The organism is Rubrobacter aplysinae, assembly GCF_001029505.1.
Classification (GTDB): domain Bacteria; phylum Actinomycetota; class Rubrobacteria; order Rubrobacterales; family Rubrobacteraceae; genus Rubrobacter_A; species Rubrobacter_A aplysinae.
Window position 1 is genome coordinate 134,403 of sequence record NZ_LEKH01000005.1, and the last position, 20,726, is coordinate 155,128.

Here is a 20,726-nt window from a genome sequence, read left to right on the forward strand (position 1 = left end):
CTCTTACCTCCCTGGTATCCGCTAGTAGCGGGCTAGCTCCAGCATCGCGGCCTCGACGGCCTCTGCTCCCGGAACCAGATATTCCAGCATCGGCTTCGCGAAGCCGGCCATCGGCACGTCGGGCGCGCCGAGGCGCTTCACCGGCGCGTCGAGCCACTCGAAAGCCTCGTCGGCCACGAGTGCCGCTATCTCCGCCGACACCGAGCCCGTCACGTTCGCCTCGGACGCGGCGAGGAACTTGCCGGTCTTGCGCGCCGAGGCCAGGATCGTCTCGCGGTCCAGCGGATACAGCGTGCGCGGCTCGACCACCTCGGTCTCCATGCCGTGCTCCGTGGACAGCTTCTCCGCCGCCTCCAGCACCGAGTGCAGCACGATGCCGTAGGCGCACACGGTTATGTCCGTGCCTTCGCGGTGGACGCGGGCCGTATCTAGCGGGACCGGTTCCCCAGCGTCCGGCACCTCTTCCTTCACCAGGCGGTAGGCCTTCTTGTGCTCCATGAAGAGTACGGGGTTCGGGTCCCGGATCGCGCTCTTCAGCATCCCCTTGGCGTCCGCGGGGGTACTCGGGGCGACGACCTTCAGCCCCGGCGTGTTACAGAAGAACGCCTCCACCGACTGCGAGTGATACAGCGCGCCGCCCGGCACCGCGCCATAGGGGATGCGGAGCGTGATCGGGCACGGCCATGCCCCGCCCGAGCGGTAGTAGAACAACGCGGCCTCGTTCACGATCTGGTCGAAGGCGGGCGGTATGAAGTCGGCGAACTGTATCTCCGCGACCGGGCGCATCCCGTTCACCGAGAGCCCTATCGCGGAGCCCACGATCAGGCTCTCCGCCAGCGGCGTGTCCATGACCCGCAGCGGCCCGAACTCCTCCTGCAGCCCCTGCGTTACCCGGAAAACTCCGCCGGCCTTCCCCACGTCTTCCCCGAGCGTGACCACCGTCTCGTCCGAGCGCATCTCCTCCGCAAGGCCCTCGCTTATCGCCTGCAGGAGGCTCCTGGCGGCCACGGCTACGTCTCCGCGTACACGCCGCGGAGCACCGATTCCGGGGCGGCCTGCGGCGCGGCCTCGGCGTACTCCACGGCCTGGTCTATCTCGGCCTTGATCTCGGCTTCGAGCGCGTCCTTGCCTTCGGCGTCCAGCAGGCCAGCCTCCTCCAGGTACCGCTCGAAACGGGCTATCGGGTCCTTCTCGCGCCAGCCCTCGACCTCCTCGCGCTCGCGGTAGCGCCGGTCGTCATCGTCCGAGGAGTGGGCGGTCATGCGGTACGTTCTGGCTTCTATGAGGGTCGGTCCGCCGCCGCGCCGCGCCCGCTGTATCGCCTCATCCGCCGCCTCGTACACGCCGAGCACGTCGTTGCCGTCCACCGCCACGCCGGGGATGCCGTAGCCCGCCGCGCGGTCCGCGATGGAGCCCGCGACCTGCATCTTCTCCGGCACGGAGATGGCGTAGGCGTTGTTCTCGATCAGGAACACCACCGGCAGCTCCTGGATAGCTGCGAAGTTCAGCGCCTCGTGCCAGTCGCCGCTGCTGGTCGACGCCTCGCCGCCCGAGGTGAGCACCACGCCGCTCTCGGAGCGCATCTTGAACGCGAGCGCTGTGCCCACGGCCTGCGGATACTGCACGGCGACCGGCGCGGAGGTGGTCACGACGTTCAGCTCGCGGCTTGAGTAGTGTCCCGGCATCTGCCGCCCGCCGCTGTTCGGGTCCTCCTCCCGGGCGAGCAGGCTCAGGAACTGCTCCCGCGCGGACTGCCCGAGCGTGAGCATCATCGCCAGATCCCGGTAGTACGGATACAGGTAATCATAGCCGGCCCGTAGACCGTAGGCGGCCCCGACCTGCGCGGCCTCCTGACCCTGACAGGATATTACGAACGCCGCCCGCCCCTGACGATTTAGTATCCACATCCGCTCGTCTATCCTGCGGGCCAGCAGCATGCTCCGGTGGATGCTTCCGAGGTCCGCCTCCTGGAGACCTAGATCCTCGTGCCTGACCCGGGTTCCCTGTACGGCCATCCGCTCCTCCTCGCTATAGCTCCCTAAACTCTCTAAAGCTTCGCGGCCGCCGGACGGCCGCCCCCTCCCCTGGACTAAGGTTATTATAATAGAAGCTACACCGCTAACGGGGTGAGAGACCGCCATTTTAGTCCGAGCCCCGAACCGCCGGGGTTACAGGACGTTACGAGGTTCGATCCCCGGACTCAACACGAGCCCGCCTCCCGGAGGGGGCACACGGCGTACCGGCTTCGGCGACCCACTCGCACGAGAGCGCCCGGCCCTCCTGCGCGAAGACGAGCCCCGGCCCGTAAAGGCCCATAAATGCCCCCCGCAGCGTAAACCGTGCGTCCGGCGAAGATTTCAGCGGGTTTTTCCGCGCGCAGCACCTCCTGGTCTCCAGCGGAGGCTCCGCGAGCGATATGCGGAGGGAGATGCCAGGATCGGTGCCGCTACGCCGACAGGACCGGCGCACCGGGTAGCCTAGCCCTGCCGGGCCGGTATCGCCTCTCTGATGTACTCCACGGCGCGGGTGGTCGGGGTACCGGGGGTGAACACCTCTCCGACTCCGAGCTCCTTGAGCTTCTCGACGTCGCCTTTAGGGATGGTTCCGCCACAGAATACGGCCACGTCGTCCGCGCCCTGCTCTGCCAGAAGGTCCACTATCCGGGGCACGAGCGTCATGTGCGCCCCGGAGAGGATAGAGATGCCGATCGCGTCGGCGTCCTCTTGTATGGCGGCCTCCACGACCTGCTCGGGGGTCTGGTGCAGACCGGTGTAGATCACCTCCATCCCGGCGTCTCTGAGGGCGCGGGCTATGATCTTCGCCCCCCGATCGTGACCGTCCAGCCCGACCTTCGCCACCACCACCCGGATCGTTTGCTCCATATAAGTCTCCCTAAAATTCCCTACCAGTCCAGAAACACGCTCTGCTGCAGGCTCAACGCCTCGTAGGCTGCGAAACCCGCCAGCAAGACGGCGAGTATCGAGAGCACGAGCGCCGTCCAGGTTACCGCCTTCATCCAGACCTCCAGACTATATACACCCTATATAACCGGCGTCTCGCGGTAGGAGCCGAAGACCTGTTGCATGGCCGTCGAGATCTCACCCACCGTCGCGTAGGCCCGGACCGCTTCTAACACCGGATACATCGTGTTATCCCCGCTCCGGCACGCCTCCTGCACGGCTTCGAGGAGCCGGTCCACCTCCGCATTGTCGCGGCGGCTCTTGAGGTCCGTGAGGCGCTGCTTCTGGTCGCGTTCGACTTCCAGCGGCACCGCGTGGGTCTCGACCTCGGACTCCTCCTCGGCCTCGTAGACGTTTACGTTGACCATGTATCGCTTGCCTTCTTCGAGCTCGCGCTGGTACCGGGCGGAGGCCTCGGCGATCTCCCGCATCTGGTATCCGGCGTTTATGGCGTCTATGACGCCGCCGTGCTCGTCTATCGCCTCGAAGTACTCGTATGCCTGGCGCTCCATCTCGTCCGTGAGAGCCTCTACGAAGTACGAGCCTCCGAGCGGGTCTATGGTGTTGGTCACCCCGGTCTCGAGCGCCGCGATCTGCTGCGTTCGCACGGCGATGCGCACGGCTTCCTCGGTGGGCAGGGCGAGCGCCTCGTCCAGCGAGTTGGTGTGCAGGCTCTGGGTCCCGCCCAGGATCGCCGCCATGGCCTCGAACGCGGTGCGGGCGACGTTGTTGTACGGCTCCTGGGCCGTTAGCGACACCCCGGCGGTCTGAGTGTGGAAGCGCATCAAGAGGCTCTTCTCGCTCTTCGCCCCGTAACGGTCCCGCATCACGGTCGCCCAGATGCGCCGGGCGGCGCGGAACTTGGCGATCTCCTCGAAGAAGTCCAGGTGAGAGTTGAAGAAGAACGAGAAGCGTGGGGCGAAGTCGTCCACGTCGAGCCCGGCCTCTATCCCGGCCTCCACGTAGGCGAAGCCGTCGGCCAGGGTAAACGCGAGCTCCTGGGCCGCCGTCGAGCCGGCCTCGCGGATGTGGTAGCCGCTGATACTGACCGTGTTCCACTTCGGCATGTGCTCGGTGGAGTAGGCGAGCATGTCGCGGAACACCCGCATCGAGGGCTCCGGCGGAAACAGCCACTCCTTCTGGGCGATGTACTCCTTGAGGATGTCGTTCTGGTTCGTACCGGCGAGCGCCTCCGGCTGTACACCCTGCTTCTCGGCGGCCACCACGTACATGGCGAGCAGGACGTTTGCCGGGGCGTTGATGGTCATCGAGGTCGAGACCTCGTCCATCCCGATGCCGTCGAACAGCCGCTCCATGTCCTCCAGAGAGTCCACGGCCACGCCCTCGCGCCCGACCTCGCCCTGGCTCATGGCGTCGTCGGAGTCGAGGCCCATCAGGGTCGGCATGTCGAAGGCGACCGAGAGGCCATTCTGCCCGTTGCTTATCAGGTACTTGAACCGCTCGTTGGTGTCGGCGGCGGTGCCGTAGCCGGCGAACTGCCGCACGGTCCACAGCCTGCCACGGTACATCGAGGGATATACACCCCGAGTGTACGGGTACTCACCGGGGTAACCCAGCTTCTCGTCTTGGTCATCATCCGTATCCTCGGGTGTGTACAAAGGCTTTATGGGGATGCCGCTCATCGTCGAGAACTCGGCGTCGCGCTCGCCCTTCTCCCGGTACGCCGCTTCCCAGCGGCTCCGGGAGCTCTGAGAGTTTCGAGAATCCCGGGCGCCTCTTCGAGTATCCAAGCTGGTCTCCTCCTATTTACCAGACCCAGTTATGAGGACTGTAGCATACCGGTCCGGGGCGGGGTTTTGCGAGTCCTGGAAAGGGCTAGAAAGAGGAGCCGGGCTGCTCCAGAAACTCTTTCTCTTCGGCGGTGGACTCTCTGCCGAGCGTCTCGTTGCGGTGCGGAAAGCGGCCGAAACGATCAATGATCTCCTCGTGGCGCACGGCGTACCCGTAGACTGTCCGGCTCTGCTCGTCATCCCCCAGGGAGTCGAATAGCCTCAGAGAGAGGCGCTGGTCTTCCAGGTCCTCGCTGTGCTCGAAGGGCAGGTAGAAGAACCAGCGTTCCACCGGCTGTACGCGGGCGTCGTGGCCGAGGTCGAGGGCGGCCCGGGCGGTCGAGCGTGCCCGGGCGTCGGTCTCGAAGGCTCTGGGCGAGCCCCGGAACAGGTTACGCGGAAACTGATCCAGGAGTATCACCAGCGCCAGAGCGCCGTACGGCGTCCCTAGCCAGTCGTCGAGCTCGCCGGCGGCGGCCAGCTCGTGGTCGGCGGAGAACCTGGTCGAGATCTCGGCGTCGAACTCCTCGTCTTTCTGGAACCACGCTCCGCGGGGCCGCACGATGCCGTCTTCGGCCTCCCCGAACCAGAAACTCAGCACCTCCGAGGCCCTCTCCGGCGTTGCGGCTCCGGAGCTTTGACTCACCATACGCCTCTCCTCTCGAACTACGTCTTTTCTTCTACCATAGCTATTTTCCCCTATTATCACTCGCACTTCCCTCGCACCGGGGCACGACGCATCTTTGCGAGCCTGGTCACAATGACAGGAGGAGATAGAAGTTTGCAGGACCCCACACGACGTTTCTCGAACAGGGCCGACAGCTACGCCCGGTACCGCCCGGCTTATCCGGAGGAACTGCTGGATCTCCTCGCGGCAGAGTGCGGCCTCGCGCCGGGCTTGGCGGTCGCCGACGTGGGCTCGGGTACGGGGATACTGAGCCGGCTCCTGCTGGAGCGCGGCGCGGAGGTCTACGGAGTCGAGCCGAACCGCGAGATGCGCGAGGCCGGAGAGCGTCTGCTCGCCGGGTACGAAAATTTTACGAGCGTCGCGGGCACGGCGGAGGCCACGACGCTTCCCGGCAACAGCGTCGGACTCGTGAGCGCCGGACAGGCTTTCCACTGGTTCGATCCCACAGGGGCGCGAGAGGAGTTCGGCCGCATCCTGGTACCCGGAGGCCGGGTCGCGCTCGTGTGGAACAGCCCGTTGTACGGTGCGTCTCCTTTAATGCGGGACTACCGGCGACTTCTGGAGAGGTTCGGCACGGACTGGGAGAAGGTCACGCACCTGGAGGTTGACGCGGGGACGCTCCGGCCGTTCTTCGGCGGGAGCTTCGAGGAGCGGCTGCTGCGGAACCGGCAGACCTTCGACCGGGAGTCGTTAGAGGGCCGGCTGCTCTCCTCCTCGTTCGTACCGGGGCCGGGGGACGAGCGGTGCAGCCCGATGCTGGAGGAGTTGTCCGGCGTCTTCTCCCGACATCAGCGGGGCGGCGAGGTGGTATTCGAGTATGAGGTGCGGGTGTTCCACGGGAGTCTGGAGGGCTAGCCCCGCTCCAGGGAGGCGTGGTGGGCGGCGGCCCGCTCGACGTACTCCCGCGCGCCGCGCCGGATCTCCCGCAGTTGCTCGTCGGAGACCTCGCCGGCCCGCCTTGCGGGGAGGCCGAGGATCAGGCTGCGGGACGGAAACTCGCGGCCCTCGGGCACGACGGCCCCGGCCCCGACGACGGAGCCCGGCCCGATCCTCGCCCCGTTGAGGACGGTGGCGTTCATCCCTATGAGGCACTCGTCCTCCACGGTACAGCCGTGCAGGATGGCCCGGTGTCCGACGACGCAGCCCGCGCCGATGGCGGCTGGGAAACCGGGGTCCGCGTGCAGCACCGCCCCATCCTGGACGTTGGTGCGATCTCCGATCAGAATCGGCTCCGTGTCGCCGCGCAGCACGGCCCCGTACCACACGCTCGATCTCTCCCCCAGCCGCACGTCTCCAACCACCGTGGCCCCGGGCGCGACCCACGCCTCCTCCGCTAGCTCCGGGTAACGTCCCTCGAACGGCAGCAGCCCCGTCTCCGACCTCACCGCATAACCTCCCGGTGGCTCCCTTTCGACCTCTCGGCCAGCTTCATCCCGCCCCATCCCACCGGATAGCGCCGCAATCCCGGCGGCGTCACTGGCCGGAGAGCCATGAGCCCGTCATGTACAGCGCCGCGTACCGGCTGTTACCGACGCCGCTCGAAATGCTAGCATGGCGGTGGGTAGATAGGGAAAGCTCCACCGCGAGGCTCCGGGACACACGCCACGGGGCGTAGCGCGGTGAACAGGAGGAGGCATACCGGGTATGACGAATATCAGGGAGTACGAGGAGACCCGCGCGAACTTCAGGTGGGAGACTCCAGAGAAGTTCAACTTCGGACGGGACGTTATAGACAGCCAGCCGGCGGACAAACCAGCCATGATCTGGCTCGGCACGGACGGCTCAGAGCGCCGGCTGACCTTTGGCGACCTCTCGGAAGCCTCCAACCGCTTCGCGAACGCCGCCCGCGGGCTCGGGGTGCGGCGCGGAGACCGAGTGCTCGTGATAGTTGGCAAGCGGCCGGAGTGGCACGTCATACTCATCGGTCTCTTAAAGCTCGGGGCGGTCGCCATACCGTGCGCCGAGCAGCTCCGCTCGAAGGACCTCCGCTACCGCGCCGAGCACTCCGGCGCGACCACGGTAATATCCTCGGCGGCCGGCATGGAAGCGATAGACCCCATCCGGGACGAGCTGGACGACCTGAAAATCTTTATAAGCCTGGATGAGGATAACGGAGAGCACGAAGGCTGGGAGCCGTACGAGCGCCTGACCTCCGGAGCGTCGGACGCTTTCACCACCGAGGACACCGCCGCCTCCGAGGGAGCCCTGATGCTTTACACCTCGGGCACGACGTCCAACCCCAAGGGCGTGTGGCACACGCACGGCTATACCCACGCAAAGCGGGTCGAGGCTTACTACTGGCTGGATCTCTGGGAGGACGACCGGCTGTGGTGCACCTCGGGCACCGGCTGGGCAAAGAGCATCTGGAACGTGTTTCTCGGCCCCTGGAGCCACGGCGTCGAGCTATTCGTGCACGAGGGCGGCTTCGACCCCGCCGAGCGGCTGCGCCTGATCGAACGCTACGGGATCACGGTCCTGTGCCAGGCTCCGACCGAGTACCGGCTGCTCGCGAACTCCCCCGAGCTAGAGAACGCCGACCTCTCGAACATCCGGCACGCCGTGAGCGCCGGGGAGCCGCTGAACGCGGCGGTGGTCGAGCGTTTCCGGGAGCTGCACGGCCTGACCATCTACGACGGCTACGGCCAGACCGAGAACACCCTGCTCGTCGGCAACTTCCCCGGCATGGAGGTAAAGCCCGGCTCGATGGGCAAGCCGCTGCCGGGCTGCGACGTGAGGATAATAGACGACAACGCCGAGGAGACCCCGCCGGACGAGCCCGGTGACATCGCGCTACGTCCCGACATCCCGGCGATGTTCGCGGAGTACTACGAACAGCCCGACGCCACCGAAGCCACCCGCCGGGGCGAGTTCTACGTGACCGGCGACCGGGCCGTGCGCGACGAGGACGGCTACCTGTGGTTCATGAGCCGGGCGGACGACGTGATCCTCTCCGCCGGCTACCGCATCGGCCCGTTCGAGGTCGAGAGCGCGCTCATAGAGCATCCGGGGGTGGTAGAGAGCGCGGCGGTGGCCTCCCCGGAGGCCGACCGGGGCAGCGTGGTAAAAGCATTCGTCGTGCTCGCCTCCGGCTACGAAGGCTCCGACGAGCTGGTCACCGAGCTACAGGATCACTGCAAGAGCGTCACCGCGCCGTACAAGTACCCGCGCCGCGTCGAGTTCGTGCAGGAGCTGCCAAAGACGGCCAGCGGCAAGATCCGGCGCGTCGAGCTCCGCGACCACGAGACGACCGGACAGACGGCCGGTTAGACCACCCGGAGCCGTGTCCGACCGAGCTGAACCGAGCTGAACCGACCTAGCCGATATCGAACCCGCCAGGCATCTCCCGGGCCGCGAAAAGGTACGGGAACTCCCGGCGGGCCTCCTCCTCGGTGAACATCCCGATATAGCCCTCATCCTCTACGGTGGGCGCGATCCAGTACGAGCTCTCTCCCTCCGCGCCGTCCCACTCCCGGACCTGCACCCGGTAGCCTTCTTCGCCAGCGCGGGTAAACCGGTGCAGGATAAAGGAGATCCCTCCTTCGGAGCCGCCGCGGCCGACTTGCAGGTAGTCGCTTTGGGCGCCGTCAGGTTCGGACTCTACACTCCCGGCTACTCCGCCCAGAAACTCCCCCCACGACGACCACGCGCCTACCCCATCGAACTCTCCGGCTCCAACTGGTTTGAATCCCAATGCTGTCCCCTCAGAAGCCACTACGCATCTGCAAGGACTCATGATAGCTCCAGAAGCCGGTCTCTGGACGCACCAAGCTAGGCCAAGCTATAAATAGTGCTCCGGGTCCGTTCGCGGAGTAGGAACCGCTGCCTACCTCTATACGGCGGTGCCGCTTGGAGGGCATATCCAGGAACACGCTCAGGCCCAGTTCGGCCTGGACACCATACCCTGCTAACTTCATGGCTCTATGTCTTGAGGTAAAGACGGTCAGCACCTTTTTATTCCCACGCTCAACCACATCACCCTGCTCCTTTTCCTCTATTCTAGGGGGGCCACGTTATCTACCGGACTCTACAGCTTCTAACGTTGCAACACGGTGACCTCTTGCAGAGCTTTGGAGAAATAGCGGTGGCTTTTGTTAACTTCGCTCTGGTTGTGACCCGGTGGTAGCTGGAATCGGGATTATGTTTCTCTGTCCCTATGAGTCTCTCTCCCCGGCGCGCCTCGCCACCTCTCGATCTATCTCTTCCCTAGCCTCGGGAGGCGGCCCCTGGACGGTTAGCACCGCACCCCAGGACATGAACACCACCGGTTGCTCCAGGCCCGGCTTCACCTCCAACCCGTGAGCCCCGTAGCCTTCCAGGAGGAAAACCTCCGTCCTCGCCTCCGGCTCGCTCTTGACCGGCTTCGAGGGGTCTTCCGAGTCTGAATTAGGTCCGGACAGGTGGGAGATGAACACCCAGTATCCCACCCAGTCCGAGAGCACCGAGTTGCTTGAACCATTCTCTTGAGCCATCTACGCCTCCCTACTTCGATGCGGGCTCTGTTGGGAGAGCCCGGCGGACTGTCCAAATCTACGTAGAGCTACATGAACTCCATATTCATGCCGGCCCGGTTCACCTCCGCGGCTCCGGCTGCCGCTCCCCTCTCCGGCTGCACGGCCACGATGGCCTGCGTCGTGACGATGAGCCCGCCGATCGAGGCCGCGTGCTGTAACGCGCTGCGCGCGACCATCGCAGGGTCAACCACTCCGGCCTCGATCAGGTCCTCGTACTCGCCGGTGAGGGCGTTATAGCCCACGTTCCCATCCCCGCCACGCACCCTCTCGGCCACGATGGAGCCGTCGGTCCCGGCGTTGTGGGCGATCTGGCGTACAGGCTCCTCCAGCGCCCGGTGGATGATCTTGGCCCCCGTCAACTCGTCGCCGTCGAGCGAGGCGAGCATCTCTCCGACGGCCTTCTGGGCGTGCAGGAGCGCGACGCCGCCGCCCGGCACGACACCTTCCGCCAGCGCGGCCCGCGTGGCCGAAAGCGCGTCCTCTACGCGGTGCTTCTTCTCCCTCATCTCCACCTCGGTGGCCGCGCCGACCCCGATAACGGCGACGCCCCGGGAGAGCCTTGCGAGACGCTCCTGCAACTTCTCGCGGTCGAACTCCGCCGCCTCGACGGCGAGACGGTTCTTTATCTGATTCACGCGGGCCGCCACGGCTTCAGGGTCTCCGGCGCCGTCCACGAGAGTAGTGCCGTTCTTGGTAATCACCACACGCCCGGCACGGCCTAGCTGGTCCATGCGGATGTTTTCGAGTTCGAGGCCGCGCTCGTCGGTTATAACCTCGCCGCCGGTCAGGATGGCGATGTCCTCCAGCATCCTCTTGCGCCGCTCTCCGAATCCGGGAGCCCGGATCGCAACGGCGTCGAAAGTGTCACGCGTCTTGTTCGTGATCAGGAGCGAGAGCGCCTCGCCCTCGACGTCCTCGGCCATGACGAGCAGCGACTCGCCCGCTTGCCTCACCTCTTCGAAGATGCGCAGCACGTCCTGGAGGTTGCTGATCTTCTTGTCGGTCATCAGTATGTACGGGTCTTCCAGTACAGCCTCCATATGCTCCTGATCCGTAACGAAGTGCGGTGAGATGTAGCCCTTGTCCAGGTGCATGCCCTCGGCAAAATCCAACTCCATGCCCAGGGTATTGCCCTCCTGGACGTTTACCATGCCATCCTTGCCGACCTGATCTATGGCGTCGGCGATGGTCTCGCCCACCTCCCGGGAGCGGGCGGAGATGGAGCCGATTCGCGCAACTTCCTCCCTGGTCGTGATCCCGGTCGCCAGGCTCCTTATCTCTTCAACAGCGGTATCCACGGCCTTCTCGATGCCGCCCCGGACGAGCACCGGATTCGCGCCGGCGGCCACGTTCCTGATGCCCTCGCGGACTATTACCTGCGCCAGAATGAGTGCGGTGGTCGTGCCGTCGCCGGCCACGTCGTTGGTCCTGGTCGCAGCCTCCAACACGAGCTGTACGCCCTGGTTCTCGAACACGTTGTCGAGCTCGATCTGGCGGGCTATGGTAACCCCGTCGTTGGTAATCAGCGGCGTCCCGAACGTCATGTCCAGCACCGCGTACCGCCCCTTCGGCCCGAGCGTCCCCCTGACCGATCCCGCAAGTTTGTCCACACCGCGCCGCAGCGCCGCGCGGGCCTCGGTATCGTACGATAAATATTTGTGCGCCACCCCACGTCCTCCTCTAGTGGACTCTAGTGGCCGGCCCCCGGCCCTCTCTCACTCCTATTCTTCACCGGTACTTAGCCGCACCCCAACGGCCAATGCATGGTTCTTACGCTTCTTGCATTTGCAGTTTTAATGCTAGCAGAGCGGTATTGTTGGATAAAGCACAATACGGATTAGATTTCCCTACAATGCGGGAAACATGCGCCCGGAGGCGGAGCGATAATGTAGTCTGATACGAACAGTTGATATAGGTTGAAAGCTGCTTCCGGTAGTGTGTATGGGTGAGCAAAACCAGTGGTAGTCAGTGGTAGTGGCTTTCTTTTTCCTCTGGCGAAAGGAGCGGTAGATGTCCGAGGATTCCAGGGGCGAGTATCTCTCACCAAAGGAGTATAGCGAAAGTACCCTGAAAGCGGCCAGGATGTACCACCTGTGCGGCGAGGATGGAGATAGCTGGAGTTCCGTGGCGCTAGCCGTCTGCGCATTCGAGGGGCTACACACCAAGGATGGTTGGGAGTTCGTACTGACCAACCGCCGGGACATAGAAGACGTGGCCGAGCTCTTCGGGAAAGCCGGCTCCCCGGAAGAGTTCAGGGACGGTCTTATGGATCTCAAAGAGAAGGATCTGAAGCGTCGGATGGGCGTGGGATAGCGAAGCGACTTGCGCCCGGAAGAGAGCCAGGCTTCTGTGGTGCGGGCACTCACCAGGCTGGGATGGGAAGTACGGAAGACGCCAAGCGCGGTCATCGGCTCCCACGGCAAGCACTACGTGATGGTCAGCTTCGAGGGCGGGAAACCGTCGTCAATCATCATCTCCTACGTTGGGAAGGGCGGCGGCCTACTGAGCAGCAAGTGGCGGGGCTCGGAGCGTCTGCCCACACCCCGGAAAGTCGTCGAGGCGCTCTCATAGCACCCTACGCGGGGCGGGGACCAGCAGAGAAGAACACGGATGCAGAATCTGTCCAGGGTAGGGACGACGGAGCGCGAGAGAGATGCTGCTCGGGATGTCCGCGGAGCAGGAGATGAAATCCTCGGTGTCGGTACAGGGAGCGGCCTAGGTAAAGAAGTTCTTGCCGACTAACTCGTTCTCACGACCACTAACTTCTCCTTCGGCGGCGTTATAGCGCAAAACTCTGCCGGAGTTTCTGCCGGAGTGATCTATCTCTACAGCAATAGTCATAAAGGTTGAACCAGTGAGTAGAAGCCCAAAAACTCGAAGATCCCATAGGCACAGTCAGGCACCATGATCGCATCGGGGTCAATGTTTTTGATTTTCGCTGTATAGCTCCGAAGGTCAGCTCGTCTATCTCCGCCTCCCAATCTTAGCCAACTTATTCGCGGGGTTGTCGGAGTCGAACTTCACCAGTCTTTTATCTAGCCCCGGGGCTCCTCTATTTCTCTTAACCTTTACACGTAGAGGTGGGCGGCCTCTGAGAAGACCGCCCACCTCCAAAACGGGCCACGGCCTGGCGAAGCCTCTAAGATTCCGTGCCCGGCATCTTGTAGCCGAGCTCTTCGGCGGCATCCGCGGGATCCGCGAACAGCAAAACCCGATCGTCTTGCTTGATCATCTTGCCGTAGTGGGTGGAGGTCTCGACCTCGAAGTCCTCGGGTGAAAAATCGTCCTCGCCGAGCGCCTCGGCGATCTCGTCCATGTCGAACTCTAGTTTGTCGTTGGCGTCTATGCGGATCATGGCCGGATACTTGGTCACCTCCACGCCCGGCTTCTCGCCCATCACCTCAGCGATGATGTTGCCCTCGACGCTGGCGCTCATCGTGACACCGCACCTGTTCGACGAGGTGCGGTGATACTGTAGCTGTTCTTCGTTCATGCAGTCACCTCCCCGGGTACCGGCAGGCCAAGGTCAGAGAGGATTCCCTCGAACCTGTTCCTGACCTTCTCGAAGGACTCGTCGAAGCTCACCGGCTGCTGCTCGGGCTCGGACCAGATGGGCGCGAGCCCTCGGGCGGCGGCGAGGCTGTAGGGTACCCAGCGTTCGAGCCAATCTTGCATTAGCTGCCTGTTGTCCTCGCCGTAGACTGGGTCCTCTAGCATGTCCCGCATCATGTCCCTGGTGTAGGCCAGGTCGCGGTCGTTGAATTCCCTCTCGCCCACGCCTATTACCGACGGGGTGAGATAGTCGCCGTGGACGGGGGCGAACCGCATCACGAAGTGGCTGCGGAACAACTCACCGACGAGCGGCTCGAAAACGACGTTTGCGGCGAAGGTAGTCTCGGCCCAGTCCGTGGCGTTCATGATGCGCTCTACGTTCTCGCGCACGCCCTGCCAGGCGGGATCCTCCATCCAGGCGTCCTTGTGGGCCGTGCCATCGAACTTATCCGGGAACTGCTCGGAGAGCTCCAGATTGTACAGCAGTATGTCCTGTGCGCTGCGCAGCTTGTGCATGCAGTTCACGGATATCGCGTTGTTATGCATGTTTGACATGGCTGCGCGCTGGGCCGGCATGAACACGTACATCCCGAGGCCGTGATCGGCGTGGGCCCAGGTGGTCGCGTGCCGGGCCAGGATGTCGATCCAGCCGTCCTGCCAGTTCTCGAAGACGTTCTCGGACTTTGCGTTCTCGATGTTCTGGGTCACCTGGCGCACGGAGTTGGAGTTGTTGATGTAGTAGGTCCGCTCCCACTCCTCGTTGGGGTCGCGGAACCGGTGCCAGTCGGAGGACTTTATCTGTGTCCAGTCTGGATCGTAGCCTATGTCACCGTTGGCCCAGCCCAGGATCCAACCCTGCGTCAGGTACTTCTCCGGGTCGGGCTGTACGTCTACCGTTACGTCCTCGTACCTGGTCGCACGCCTTTTTTGAGGCGTGAAGTAGTTGTACGTCCGGCTGTCGGAGCCCGCGAACACGGCGGCCCCCGCCTCGGCGTCCGTCAGCGTGATCGGGGGTATGCTCCTGGTCCCTCTGCCTGCCCCTTTGTTGATTGTCTCTTCGCTCACAGACAGCAACCTCCTTTCCCTGTTGACCGCTGTCCTGCGCTCTACGCGAGTTCGTACCGCGAATGCTTCCGGTCGGGCCTCACCTCCTTCCCGGTTTTATGATCCGTATCACTCAGGCCCCTATCACCACATAGGCCCTCCCCCCTCTCTGCGGGCTCGTCGTGACTACGCATGTAACCCGATGGACCTAGCCGGCTCTACCGGGAAAATCAGGGCCGCTCTCCTCTTTGGTAGCCGTCCCCTCTGCTTCGCCCGTGGTGGTGAACTTGTCATAGTAGATGCTCTCCTCATCCAGGCCCTTCCTCATGAGCACCGGGATGGCGGCGTCTATCATGGGCGGCGGACCGGCGAGGTACGCCTCTTTCCCATTCAGGGCTCCTTCGAGGCGCTGCACCACGTCCGTTATAAGGCCCGTCTCGCCCTCCCAGCCGTCTTCCGGGACAGCCTCGGAGAGCGCCGGTACGAACCGGAATCCTGGTATCCTCTCCTCTATCTCCTTCAGCTCGTCCAGGTAGAAGAGGTCTTGCGGTGTCCTGGCCCCGTAGTAGTAGGTTGCGCCGCGCTCGATGCCCTTTTCGGCCATGTGCCGCAGGATGGAGAGTATCGGGGCCATACCCGAACCGCCCCCGATAAATACCATGTCACCTTCGGACTTCTCGCGCAGCGTGAACATGCCGAACGGCACCTTCATCGCCATCCGATCCCCGACCGAGATACCATCCTCTCCCTCTTCCAGAAGACTGGAGAAGCGCCCGCCCGGGAAGACCTTGATAATGAACTCCGCCCGCTTGTCGGTCTCGGTTGTGTTCGCCATCGAGTAGGCCCGGTGGGTTTCGGTGCCGGGGATGTAGAGCTCGGCGTACTGCCCGGGGATGAAGGTCATCTCAGGCGGGTCGACAAGCTTCAAGACGAGACGCTTTATATCGTGGGTGAGGGACTCTATCTCCTCGACCTCCGTGTACACGAGCTGGATCGGTATCCCCGTGTCCAGCATCTCCTCGCGGAAACTGAGAAGCTCCACTTCGAGGTCGCTGTAGGCGTGGGATCGGCACAATAGAACGAATCCCTCGTCACTCTCGAATTCGTTTAGCGCGAAGGTGGAGTAGTCGTCCATCTCCAGATCGCCGTCCAGCAGGAAGGACTTGCATGCCGAGCACTGCCCCTCCTTGCAACCGTGCATAAGCATCACACCCTGCCGGAAGGCTGCGTCCAGGATCGTCTCGTCCTCGTCTACCTCTATCTCTTTGCCAACCGGCTCAAAGTACACCTTGTGCTTGTTTCCCATTTTCACCCCAACTACGTTTGTAGTCCAAGAGCGACCCCTCACGGGCCGGTGTTTCCTTTCCTAATCAAGATCCTATACGCATGAAATATACAAGTCAAAAAAGTATCAACATATTCCCCTAATGTCGTAACTTGGGGATTTTAGTCCGTGGATGGGCGGTTTTCCAACAGTGTTGGAATCGAACACAAACAGGGAGGAGCGGGCCATCTGGCCCGCTCCTCCCTGGGGTCCAGCTGATGCCAGACGCGAGATGAAGCTAGCTAAGGGAGTGTATCGTGAAGCCTGACTTGTACTCAGCTATGTGCTTCTCTCGCTCTTCGTCGGACATCTGGTTGAGGAGGATGTTCGGGCTCTGGAACTCGATGCCCCGAGTCTTCTCCGTGGTCCACATCTTGTCGTCCTCGAAGATGACGTGCGGCTGCGGTACGAGGGTCTTGCCGTCCTCGCGGACGTAGCCGAGGTCATGCTGGATGTCGGCGAGGTCCCAGCCATGATACAGCGTCTCCCACTCGCGCTTGCCGGTCTGGCGGCCCATCGAGGGGGTCTGGCGGCCGTTGTACTCGCCGCGGAACGCGACCGTGTCCTGCCAGTGGCACCACTTGGAGCAGTAGGTCTTCCACTGATCGTCCACGTAATCGAAGATGGTGTCTTCCCTGATGAGGCACGGCACCATGCAGCTCCAGCAGCGGTGCGGGTAGACGTAGCCGGTATCCTCGAACGCGATCGGTTTGTGGCCGTTAGGCTCCGAGAGGGCGCTGTAGTGCTCCCACCACTGGCCGAATTTGTTGTACCAGCCCGGATACTTGTGCTCGAACCACTCGAAGTCTTCGTTGGTCATCGGGTCGATGCGCCAGTAGTTTACCGGCCAGCCCGTTGCGAAGAACTGCGCGACGTAGTGGTGGTAGAAGCCGTTCCAGATCCTGTCCCACGAGTCCTCGATGACGTCGTGCGGAATCTTGAGGCCGTACTTCTCGAGCGGCACCAGGTAGCTGCGATAGTAGTCGTCGTAGTACCAGCGGCGCCACATCTCGGCGTAGGACTCGCGATCCTTGCGGCGATCCTTGGTGCCGTAGTCGATGAACGTGCCGATGGCCGCGTCCACGACGCAGTGCTGATTCCACAAGGAGTAGATCAGGTCCCGCTCGAGCAGTTCCTTGTTCTCCTCGTGCTCCAGCGCCATGAGTAGCGTGCCGTAGCCGTTGTTCATGTGCCGCGACTCGTCTGACTGCACCGAGAGGAACACGGTCGGCAAGAGATAGTCGCCGTTTGCGGCGGCCTCGGAGGGCATCGCCACGAACAGGGTGTTGGTGAACGCCGTCTCCGCCACGACCTGCAGGTAGATGTTGCAGGCGGTGATGGCGTCGCCGGTTATGAAACCCTCGCCGAACTGACGGCCGATGGTGCCCGCGTAGTTATTGGAGAACGCCTTCTCGGTGATGTCGAACCCGGCGGGGTCGATGTAGTTCTTCATGTACTCGCGCTTGAGGTTCATCTGGATCGTCGAGTGGCGTACCTCGTCGATCATCTGGAACGCGAGCCCGTTGTGGATCTCGGCGTTCGGAACCGCTTCGGTAAGGAGCGGCATCGCCCGTGCGGCGGAGATCTCCGGGAACGGGATGATGGAAAGGAATAGCTTTTGCCACTCCATCCAGCGCGGCTGGACCTGACGCCACATGTTGCCGCGCACCGCCCCGTCTATAGCGCCGTAAACCCGATGGTCCTTCTCCTCCTGCATGGGGAAGTAGGACTGCATGACCTGCTTCATCGGGTCCTTCTGCGAACCCTTCTCAAGCTTGTAGTCCGTCGTGTACTTCGGGTCCTTGGTGACGTACGTCGGGTCCCAGGAGAGCTCCTGGATCTTGTTGTGTGCCTTCGTAACGCTCTTGCGCGCCACTAACCTCTCCTCCTTCCGGTAGCCTTTCCCCACCACGGCCGGGAGCCGCAGTGCCTCTCTAATATCAGCCTCGTCTCCTTACCATCGCCGGCAAAAGCCACTTTACTTACAGGACATAATAGGGAGGTGGAGGTGGACGGCAAGCAACATAACCTACTTTTCCAACAGTGTATTAAAAATTACTAAGATTCCGACCCCAGGTCTTGAATGTAGCTTTTGCTTCTACATAATTAAGACGTAGGGAAAGGTATTTCGCCAGGGTACATCGGTTGGGGCGGGGGTGTACGATTTACCCCGCTTGCCCGCTGTACCGGGAAGTCTCTGGCGCGGACAAGCGTTTGAGGGTGATATTAGTTGGAGACTGATGGCGGTGAGCGTTCCATTAGCGGCTCGTCCTACAAGAGGCAGGACGAAAAGTTCAAGAGCGTGCGCAGGGTCTTTAGGATCATGGACCTCGTTAGCGAACGGGGTGAGGATCTCACGGCCAAGCAGCTTGCCAGGGAGATCGGCACCAACCTTTCGAGCTGCTACTACCTGCTCGGCCTACTGGTCGACGAGGGATACATCGAGCGGGTTTCGCAAGGCGGAGGGTACAGGATTGGCCCCGCTTTACCATCGCTGCACCAGGGCAAGCCTAGGAGCGACTTTGACGCCAGGATAGAGCCCGCGGTCAAGGAGCTAGCCCACCGCACCCAGAGGCACGCGTACGCGGCGGTGCTCTGGGACGGAGAGGTGGTGGTGACCCAGGTAAAGTCCCCGCCGAGGAGTCCGCCTGTGGGGGTAGTAAAGGGGTTCCACGGTGCCTCGCACGCCCTGGCTCTGGGCAAGGTGTTGCTCGCCAGCCAGGGAGCCGAGTTCGTGGACGGCTACATAGACGATTACGGTCTGGAAGCCTTCACACCACGCACCATAGTGCGGCCTGCGGAACTTCACGCCCAGCTAAACAAGGTGCGCATGGTCGGAGTGGGTGCGGATTTCGAGGAGTTCGCCCGTAACCTCTGCTGTGTGGCGGCCCCGATCTACAGCGCCAGTGGGAAGGTAGAGGGGGCAATAGGTCTCTCCACCACGACCCGGCGCATTCGGGACGAAGGTCAGCGCATGACTTCGACGGTGCAGCGGGCAGCCGCAGAGGCTTCGACGCTACTGAGCGATGAACCCGACATCAAGGATGGCAAGAACCGGAAGAGCGGTTAAGAGCGGTAAGACGGGATCGCCGGGACAGCCGGCGGGAGGAGGAGCGAATGCCGAAGCTGGAGGTAGACGGGGTAGGGATCTTCGAGGTGGACGAGGATCAGCGGCTGGTGCTCGCCATCGAGGAGGATGCGGGGGTAGACATCCAGCACCAGTGCGGTGCCTACGCCCACTGCACGACCTGCCGCGTCGAGTTTCTCGAAGGCGAGCCGGAAGACATGACCGAGGCGGAGTTCGCGGCGCTCAGGATGCGGGATCTCGTCGGAGAGGCACGGCTGTCATGCCAGATACTCTGCGACCACGACATGAAGGTACGACCGCTGCTGACGGTCAGTGGTAGCAAGGCCAGCACCGCCGGCGGCAAGCCGGAGGAGGAGATCACACCCGAGCCCGTGTGGATGGAAGCACCGGAATAGCAACGGGGATCCGGCAATCAGGAGAGGAGGAGGCTCATGAAGGCTTTGGTCTACCATGGTCCCCAGGAGAAGAGCTGGGATTCCAAGCCGGAGCCCGGTATCGAGCGAGCGACAGACGCGATAGTCAGAATAGACACCACGACCATCTGCGGCACGGACCTGCACATACTCAAGGGCGATGTTCCCACGGTCGAAGAAGGGCGTACCCTGGGCCACGAGGCCGTCGGTACGGTAATGGAGACCGGCTCGGGCGTGGAGGACGTAGGCGAGGGCGACAGGGTGCTGGTGTCGTGTATCTCTGCCTGCGGGCGTTGCGAGTATTGCAGGCGAGGCTTGCAAAGCCAGTGCCTGAGCGGCGGCGGTTGGATCCTGGGCCATCTTAGTGGACGGGACCCAGGCCCAGTACGCCCGCACACCGTTCGCCGACACGAGCCTGTACAAGGTCCCCGAAGGCCTTTCAGACGAGCAGGTGCTGTTCCTATCGGACATCCTGCCTACCGGGTTCGAGATCGGGGTCCGAAACGGCGGCGTGAAGCCCGGAGACACCGTGGTCGTGGTCGGCGCGGGACCGGTTGGTCTGGCCGCGATAGCGGCCGCCAGGCTCTACGCTCCGGGTAGGATCGTCGCCGTGGACCTCGCCGACTCGCGGCTCGAAAGCGCCCGGGAGCTGGGTGCGGATGTGACCATCAATGGCTCCTCTGGCGACACGATAGAGATGGTAAAGGAGATGACGGACGGCCTCGGGGCCGACACGGTCATGGAAGCGGTCGGGGTACCCGAGACCTTCGAGCTGTGTACCGAGCTGGTGCGCCCCGGCGGACACGTCGCAAACATAGGAGTGCACGGCCAGCCCGCGACGCTCCACCTGGAGACGCTCTGGATCAAGAGCGTAACCATCACCACCGGCTTGGTGGACGCGTACTCCACTCCCACCCTCCTGAAGCTGGTCTCCGAGGGGAGACTGGATACGACGCCATTCGCTACTCACCGCTTCGGGCTGGAGGATATAGAGCACGCCTACGACGTGTTCTCCGACGCCGCAAACACCAACGCGCTGAAGGTAGTCCTGTCAGCCTCGTAGAGGATAGCGAGAGAGGAGCGACATGCTGGACCAGGGACAGCTTAACCAGGCGGTCGAAGGTCTCCGCAAGCTACACCGCGAGATGATGTACGGCGACAAGAAGATGTGGCACTTCGTGTCCACCGGCAATGACTTCCTGATCGCAAGACGGGAAGTGCAGGTCGCCGCACTCGACAAGTACAACCGCGAGCTGAGAAACGACGGCTCCCCCGAACTCCAGATAAGCCCGGCCGACTTTGCCAACTTCCTCTGAGTAAGACCTGGCGAACCACTGCCCTATGGTTCTGCCGGTA

General features: G+C 63.1%; 20 protein-coding genes and 1 pseudogene. 8 read left to right on the top strand and 13 right to left on the bottom strand.

Going from position 1 to position 20,726, the window contains the following annotated elements; translation table 11 throughout:
* Positions 1–21: 21 nt before the first annotated feature.
* The 5 genes from ABD53_RS07125 to ABD53_RS07145 form a co-directional block, all read right to left on the bottom strand.
* Entirely contained in the window at positions 22–1,008 is a 987-nt protein-coding gene (locus ABD53_RS07125) for an alpha-ketoacid dehydrogenase subunit beta (protein WP_084709389.1), read from the bottom strand.
* A 2-nt stretch (positions 1,009–1,010) separates the two neighbouring features.
* Positions 1,011–2,015: a thiamine pyrophosphate-dependent dehydrogenase E1 component subunit alpha gene (locus ABD53_RS07130; protein ID WP_047865063.1), complete on the bottom strand. Its 1,005-nt coding sequence runs from the start codon at positions 2,013–2,015 to the stop codon at positions 1,011–1,013.
* Between the two features lie 462 nt (positions 2,016–2,477).
* Entirely contained in the window at positions 2,478–2,882 is a 405-nt protein-coding gene (locus tag ABD53_RS07135) for a cobalamin B12-binding domain-containing protein (RefSeq protein WP_047865064.1), read from the bottom strand.
* A 158-nt stretch (positions 2,883–3,040) separates the two neighbouring features.
* Entirely contained in the window at positions 3,041–4,711 is a 1,671-nt protein-coding gene (locus ABD53_RS07140; RefSeq protein WP_047865065.1) for an acyl-CoA mutase large subunit family protein, read from the bottom strand.
* A gap of 85 nt (positions 4,712–4,796) precedes the next feature.
* Complete coding sequence (locus ABD53_RS07145) at positions 4,797–5,399, bottom strand: DUF924 family protein (protein WP_047865066.1); 603 nt, start codon at positions 5,397–5,399, stop codon at positions 4,797–4,799.
* Positions 5,400–5,531: 132 nt separating this feature from the next.
* On the opposite strand from ABD53_RS07145, the gene ABD53_RS07150 reads away from it, so the two are divergent.
* The gene (locus tag ABD53_RS07150; RefSeq protein ID WP_053057788.1) at positions 5,532–6,293 is read left to right on the top strand and encodes a class I SAM-dependent methyltransferase; all 762 of its coding nucleotides are present in this window, start codon (positions 5,532–5,534) and stop codon (positions 6,291–6,293) included.
* Here ABD53_RS07150 and ABD53_RS07155 read toward each other — a convergent pair.
* A complete protein-coding gene (locus ABD53_RS07155; RefSeq protein ID WP_200900317.1) occupies positions 6,290–6,823 on the bottom strand; it encodes a gamma carbonic anhydrase family protein in 534 nt (177 codons plus the stop codon). The genes ABD53_RS07150 and ABD53_RS07155 overlap by 4 nt on opposite strands.
* A gap of 259 nt (positions 6,824–7,082) precedes the next feature.
* Here ABD53_RS07155 and ABD53_RS07160 point away from each other — a divergent pair, with 259 nt between their 5' ends.
* A complete protein-coding gene (locus ABD53_RS07160) occupies positions 7,083–8,705 on the top strand; it encodes an acyl-CoA synthetase (RefSeq protein WP_047865068.1) in 1,623 nt (540 codons plus the stop codon).
* 46 nt (positions 8,706–8,751) lie between these two features.
* On the opposite strand, the gene ABD53_RS07165 is transcribed toward ABD53_RS07160, so the two are convergent.
* The 3 genes from ABD53_RS07165 to groL form a co-directional block, all read right to left on the bottom strand.
* The gene (locus ABD53_RS07165; RefSeq protein WP_047865069.1) at positions 8,752–9,129 is read right to left on the bottom strand and encodes a hypothetical protein; all 378 of its coding nucleotides are present in this window, start codon (positions 9,127–9,129) and stop codon (positions 8,752–8,754) included.
* Positions 9,130–9,589: 460 nt separating this feature from the next.
* Positions 9,590–9,907 carry a hypothetical protein gene (locus ABD53_RS07170; RefSeq protein ID WP_047865070.1) on the bottom strand — a complete coding sequence of 106 codons (318 nt, stop codon included), beginning with the start codon at positions 9,905–9,907 and terminating at the stop codon, positions 9,590–9,592.
* Between the two features lie 68 nt (positions 9,908–9,975).
* A complete protein-coding gene (gene groL / locus ABD53_RS07175) occupies positions 9,976–11,616 on the bottom strand; it encodes a chaperonin GroEL (protein ID WP_047865071.1) in 1,641 nt (546 codons plus the stop codon).
* A 343-nt stretch (positions 11,617–11,959) separates the two neighbouring features.
* Between groL and ABD53_RS07180 the strand changes: the two genes are divergently transcribed.
* Together ABD53_RS07180 and ABD53_RS07185 are read left to right on the top strand one after the other, a co-directional pair.
* Positions 11,960–12,262, top strand: a complete 303-nt coding sequence (locus tag ABD53_RS07180) for a hypothetical protein (protein ID WP_047865072.1) — start codon at positions 11,960–11,962, stop codon at positions 12,260–12,262.
* A 9-nt stretch (positions 12,263–12,271) separates the two neighbouring features.
* Complete coding sequence (locus ABD53_RS07185) at positions 12,272–12,520, top strand: hypothetical protein (RefSeq protein WP_152670638.1); 249 nt, start codon at positions 12,272–12,274, stop codon at positions 12,518–12,520.
* A gap of 568 nt (positions 12,521–13,088) precedes the next feature.
* Here ABD53_RS07185 and mimD read toward each other — a convergent pair.
* The 4 genes from mimD to ABD53_RS07205 all read right to left on the bottom strand — a co-directional run bounded on the left by mimD (position 13,089) and on the right by ABD53_RS07205 (position 17,745).
* Positions 13,089–13,442 (bottom strand): propane 2-monooxygenase effector subunit MimD, encoded by a 354-nt coding sequence (gene mimD, locus ABD53_RS07190; protein WP_047865074.1) that lies wholly within the window; start codon positions 13,440–13,442, stop codon positions 13,089–13,091.
* Positions 13,439–14,566 (bottom strand): aromatic/alkene monooxygenase hydroxylase subunit beta, encoded by a 1,128-nt coding sequence (locus tag ABD53_RS07195; protein WP_200900318.1) that lies wholly within the window; start codon positions 14,564–14,566, stop codon positions 13,439–13,441. Before ABD53_RS07195 ends, mimD begins: the two co-directional genes overlap by 4 nt.
* Positions 14,567–14,753: 187 nt before the next feature.
* Positions 14,754–15,851 carry an NADH:ubiquinone reductase (Na(+)-transporting) subunit F gene (locus tag ABD53_RS07200; RefSeq protein WP_047865075.1) on the bottom strand — a complete coding sequence of 366 codons (1,098 nt, stop codon included), beginning with the start codon at positions 15,849–15,851 and terminating at the stop codon, positions 14,754–14,756.
* 256 nt (positions 15,852–16,107) lie between these two features.
* Positions 16,108–17,745 (bottom strand): ferritin family protein, encoded by a 1,638-nt coding sequence (locus ABD53_RS07205; protein WP_047865076.1) that lies wholly within the window; start codon positions 17,743–17,745, stop codon positions 16,108–16,110.
* Between the two features lie 354 nt (positions 17,746–18,099).
* On the opposite strand from ABD53_RS07205, the gene ABD53_RS07210 reads away from it, so the two are divergent.
* From ABD53_RS07210 to ABD53_RS07225, 4 genes and pseudogenes are all read left to right on the top strand, one after another.
* Positions 18,100–18,939: an IclR family transcriptional regulator gene (locus tag ABD53_RS07210; protein WP_047865077.1), complete on the top strand. Its 840-nt coding sequence runs from the start codon at positions 18,100–18,102 to the stop codon at positions 18,937–18,939.
* Positions 18,940–18,986: 47 nt separating this feature from the next.
* Positions 18,987–19,352: a 2Fe-2S iron-sulfur cluster-binding protein gene (locus ABD53_RS07215; protein WP_047865078.1), complete on the top strand. Its 366-nt coding sequence runs from the start codon at positions 18,987–18,989 to the stop codon at positions 19,350–19,352.
* Positions 19,353–19,388: 36 nt separating this feature from the next.
* Positions 19,389–20,433, top strand: a pseudogene (locus ABD53_RS07220) (zinc-dependent alcohol dehydrogenase family protein).
* A gap of 22 nt (positions 20,434–20,455) precedes the next feature.
* Positions 20,456–20,686, top strand: coding sequence for a hypothetical protein (locus ABD53_RS07225; RefSeq protein WP_047865079.1), 231 nt, complete (start codon positions 20,456–20,458; stop codon positions 20,684–20,686).
* Positions 20,687–20,726 lie beyond the last annotated feature (40 nt).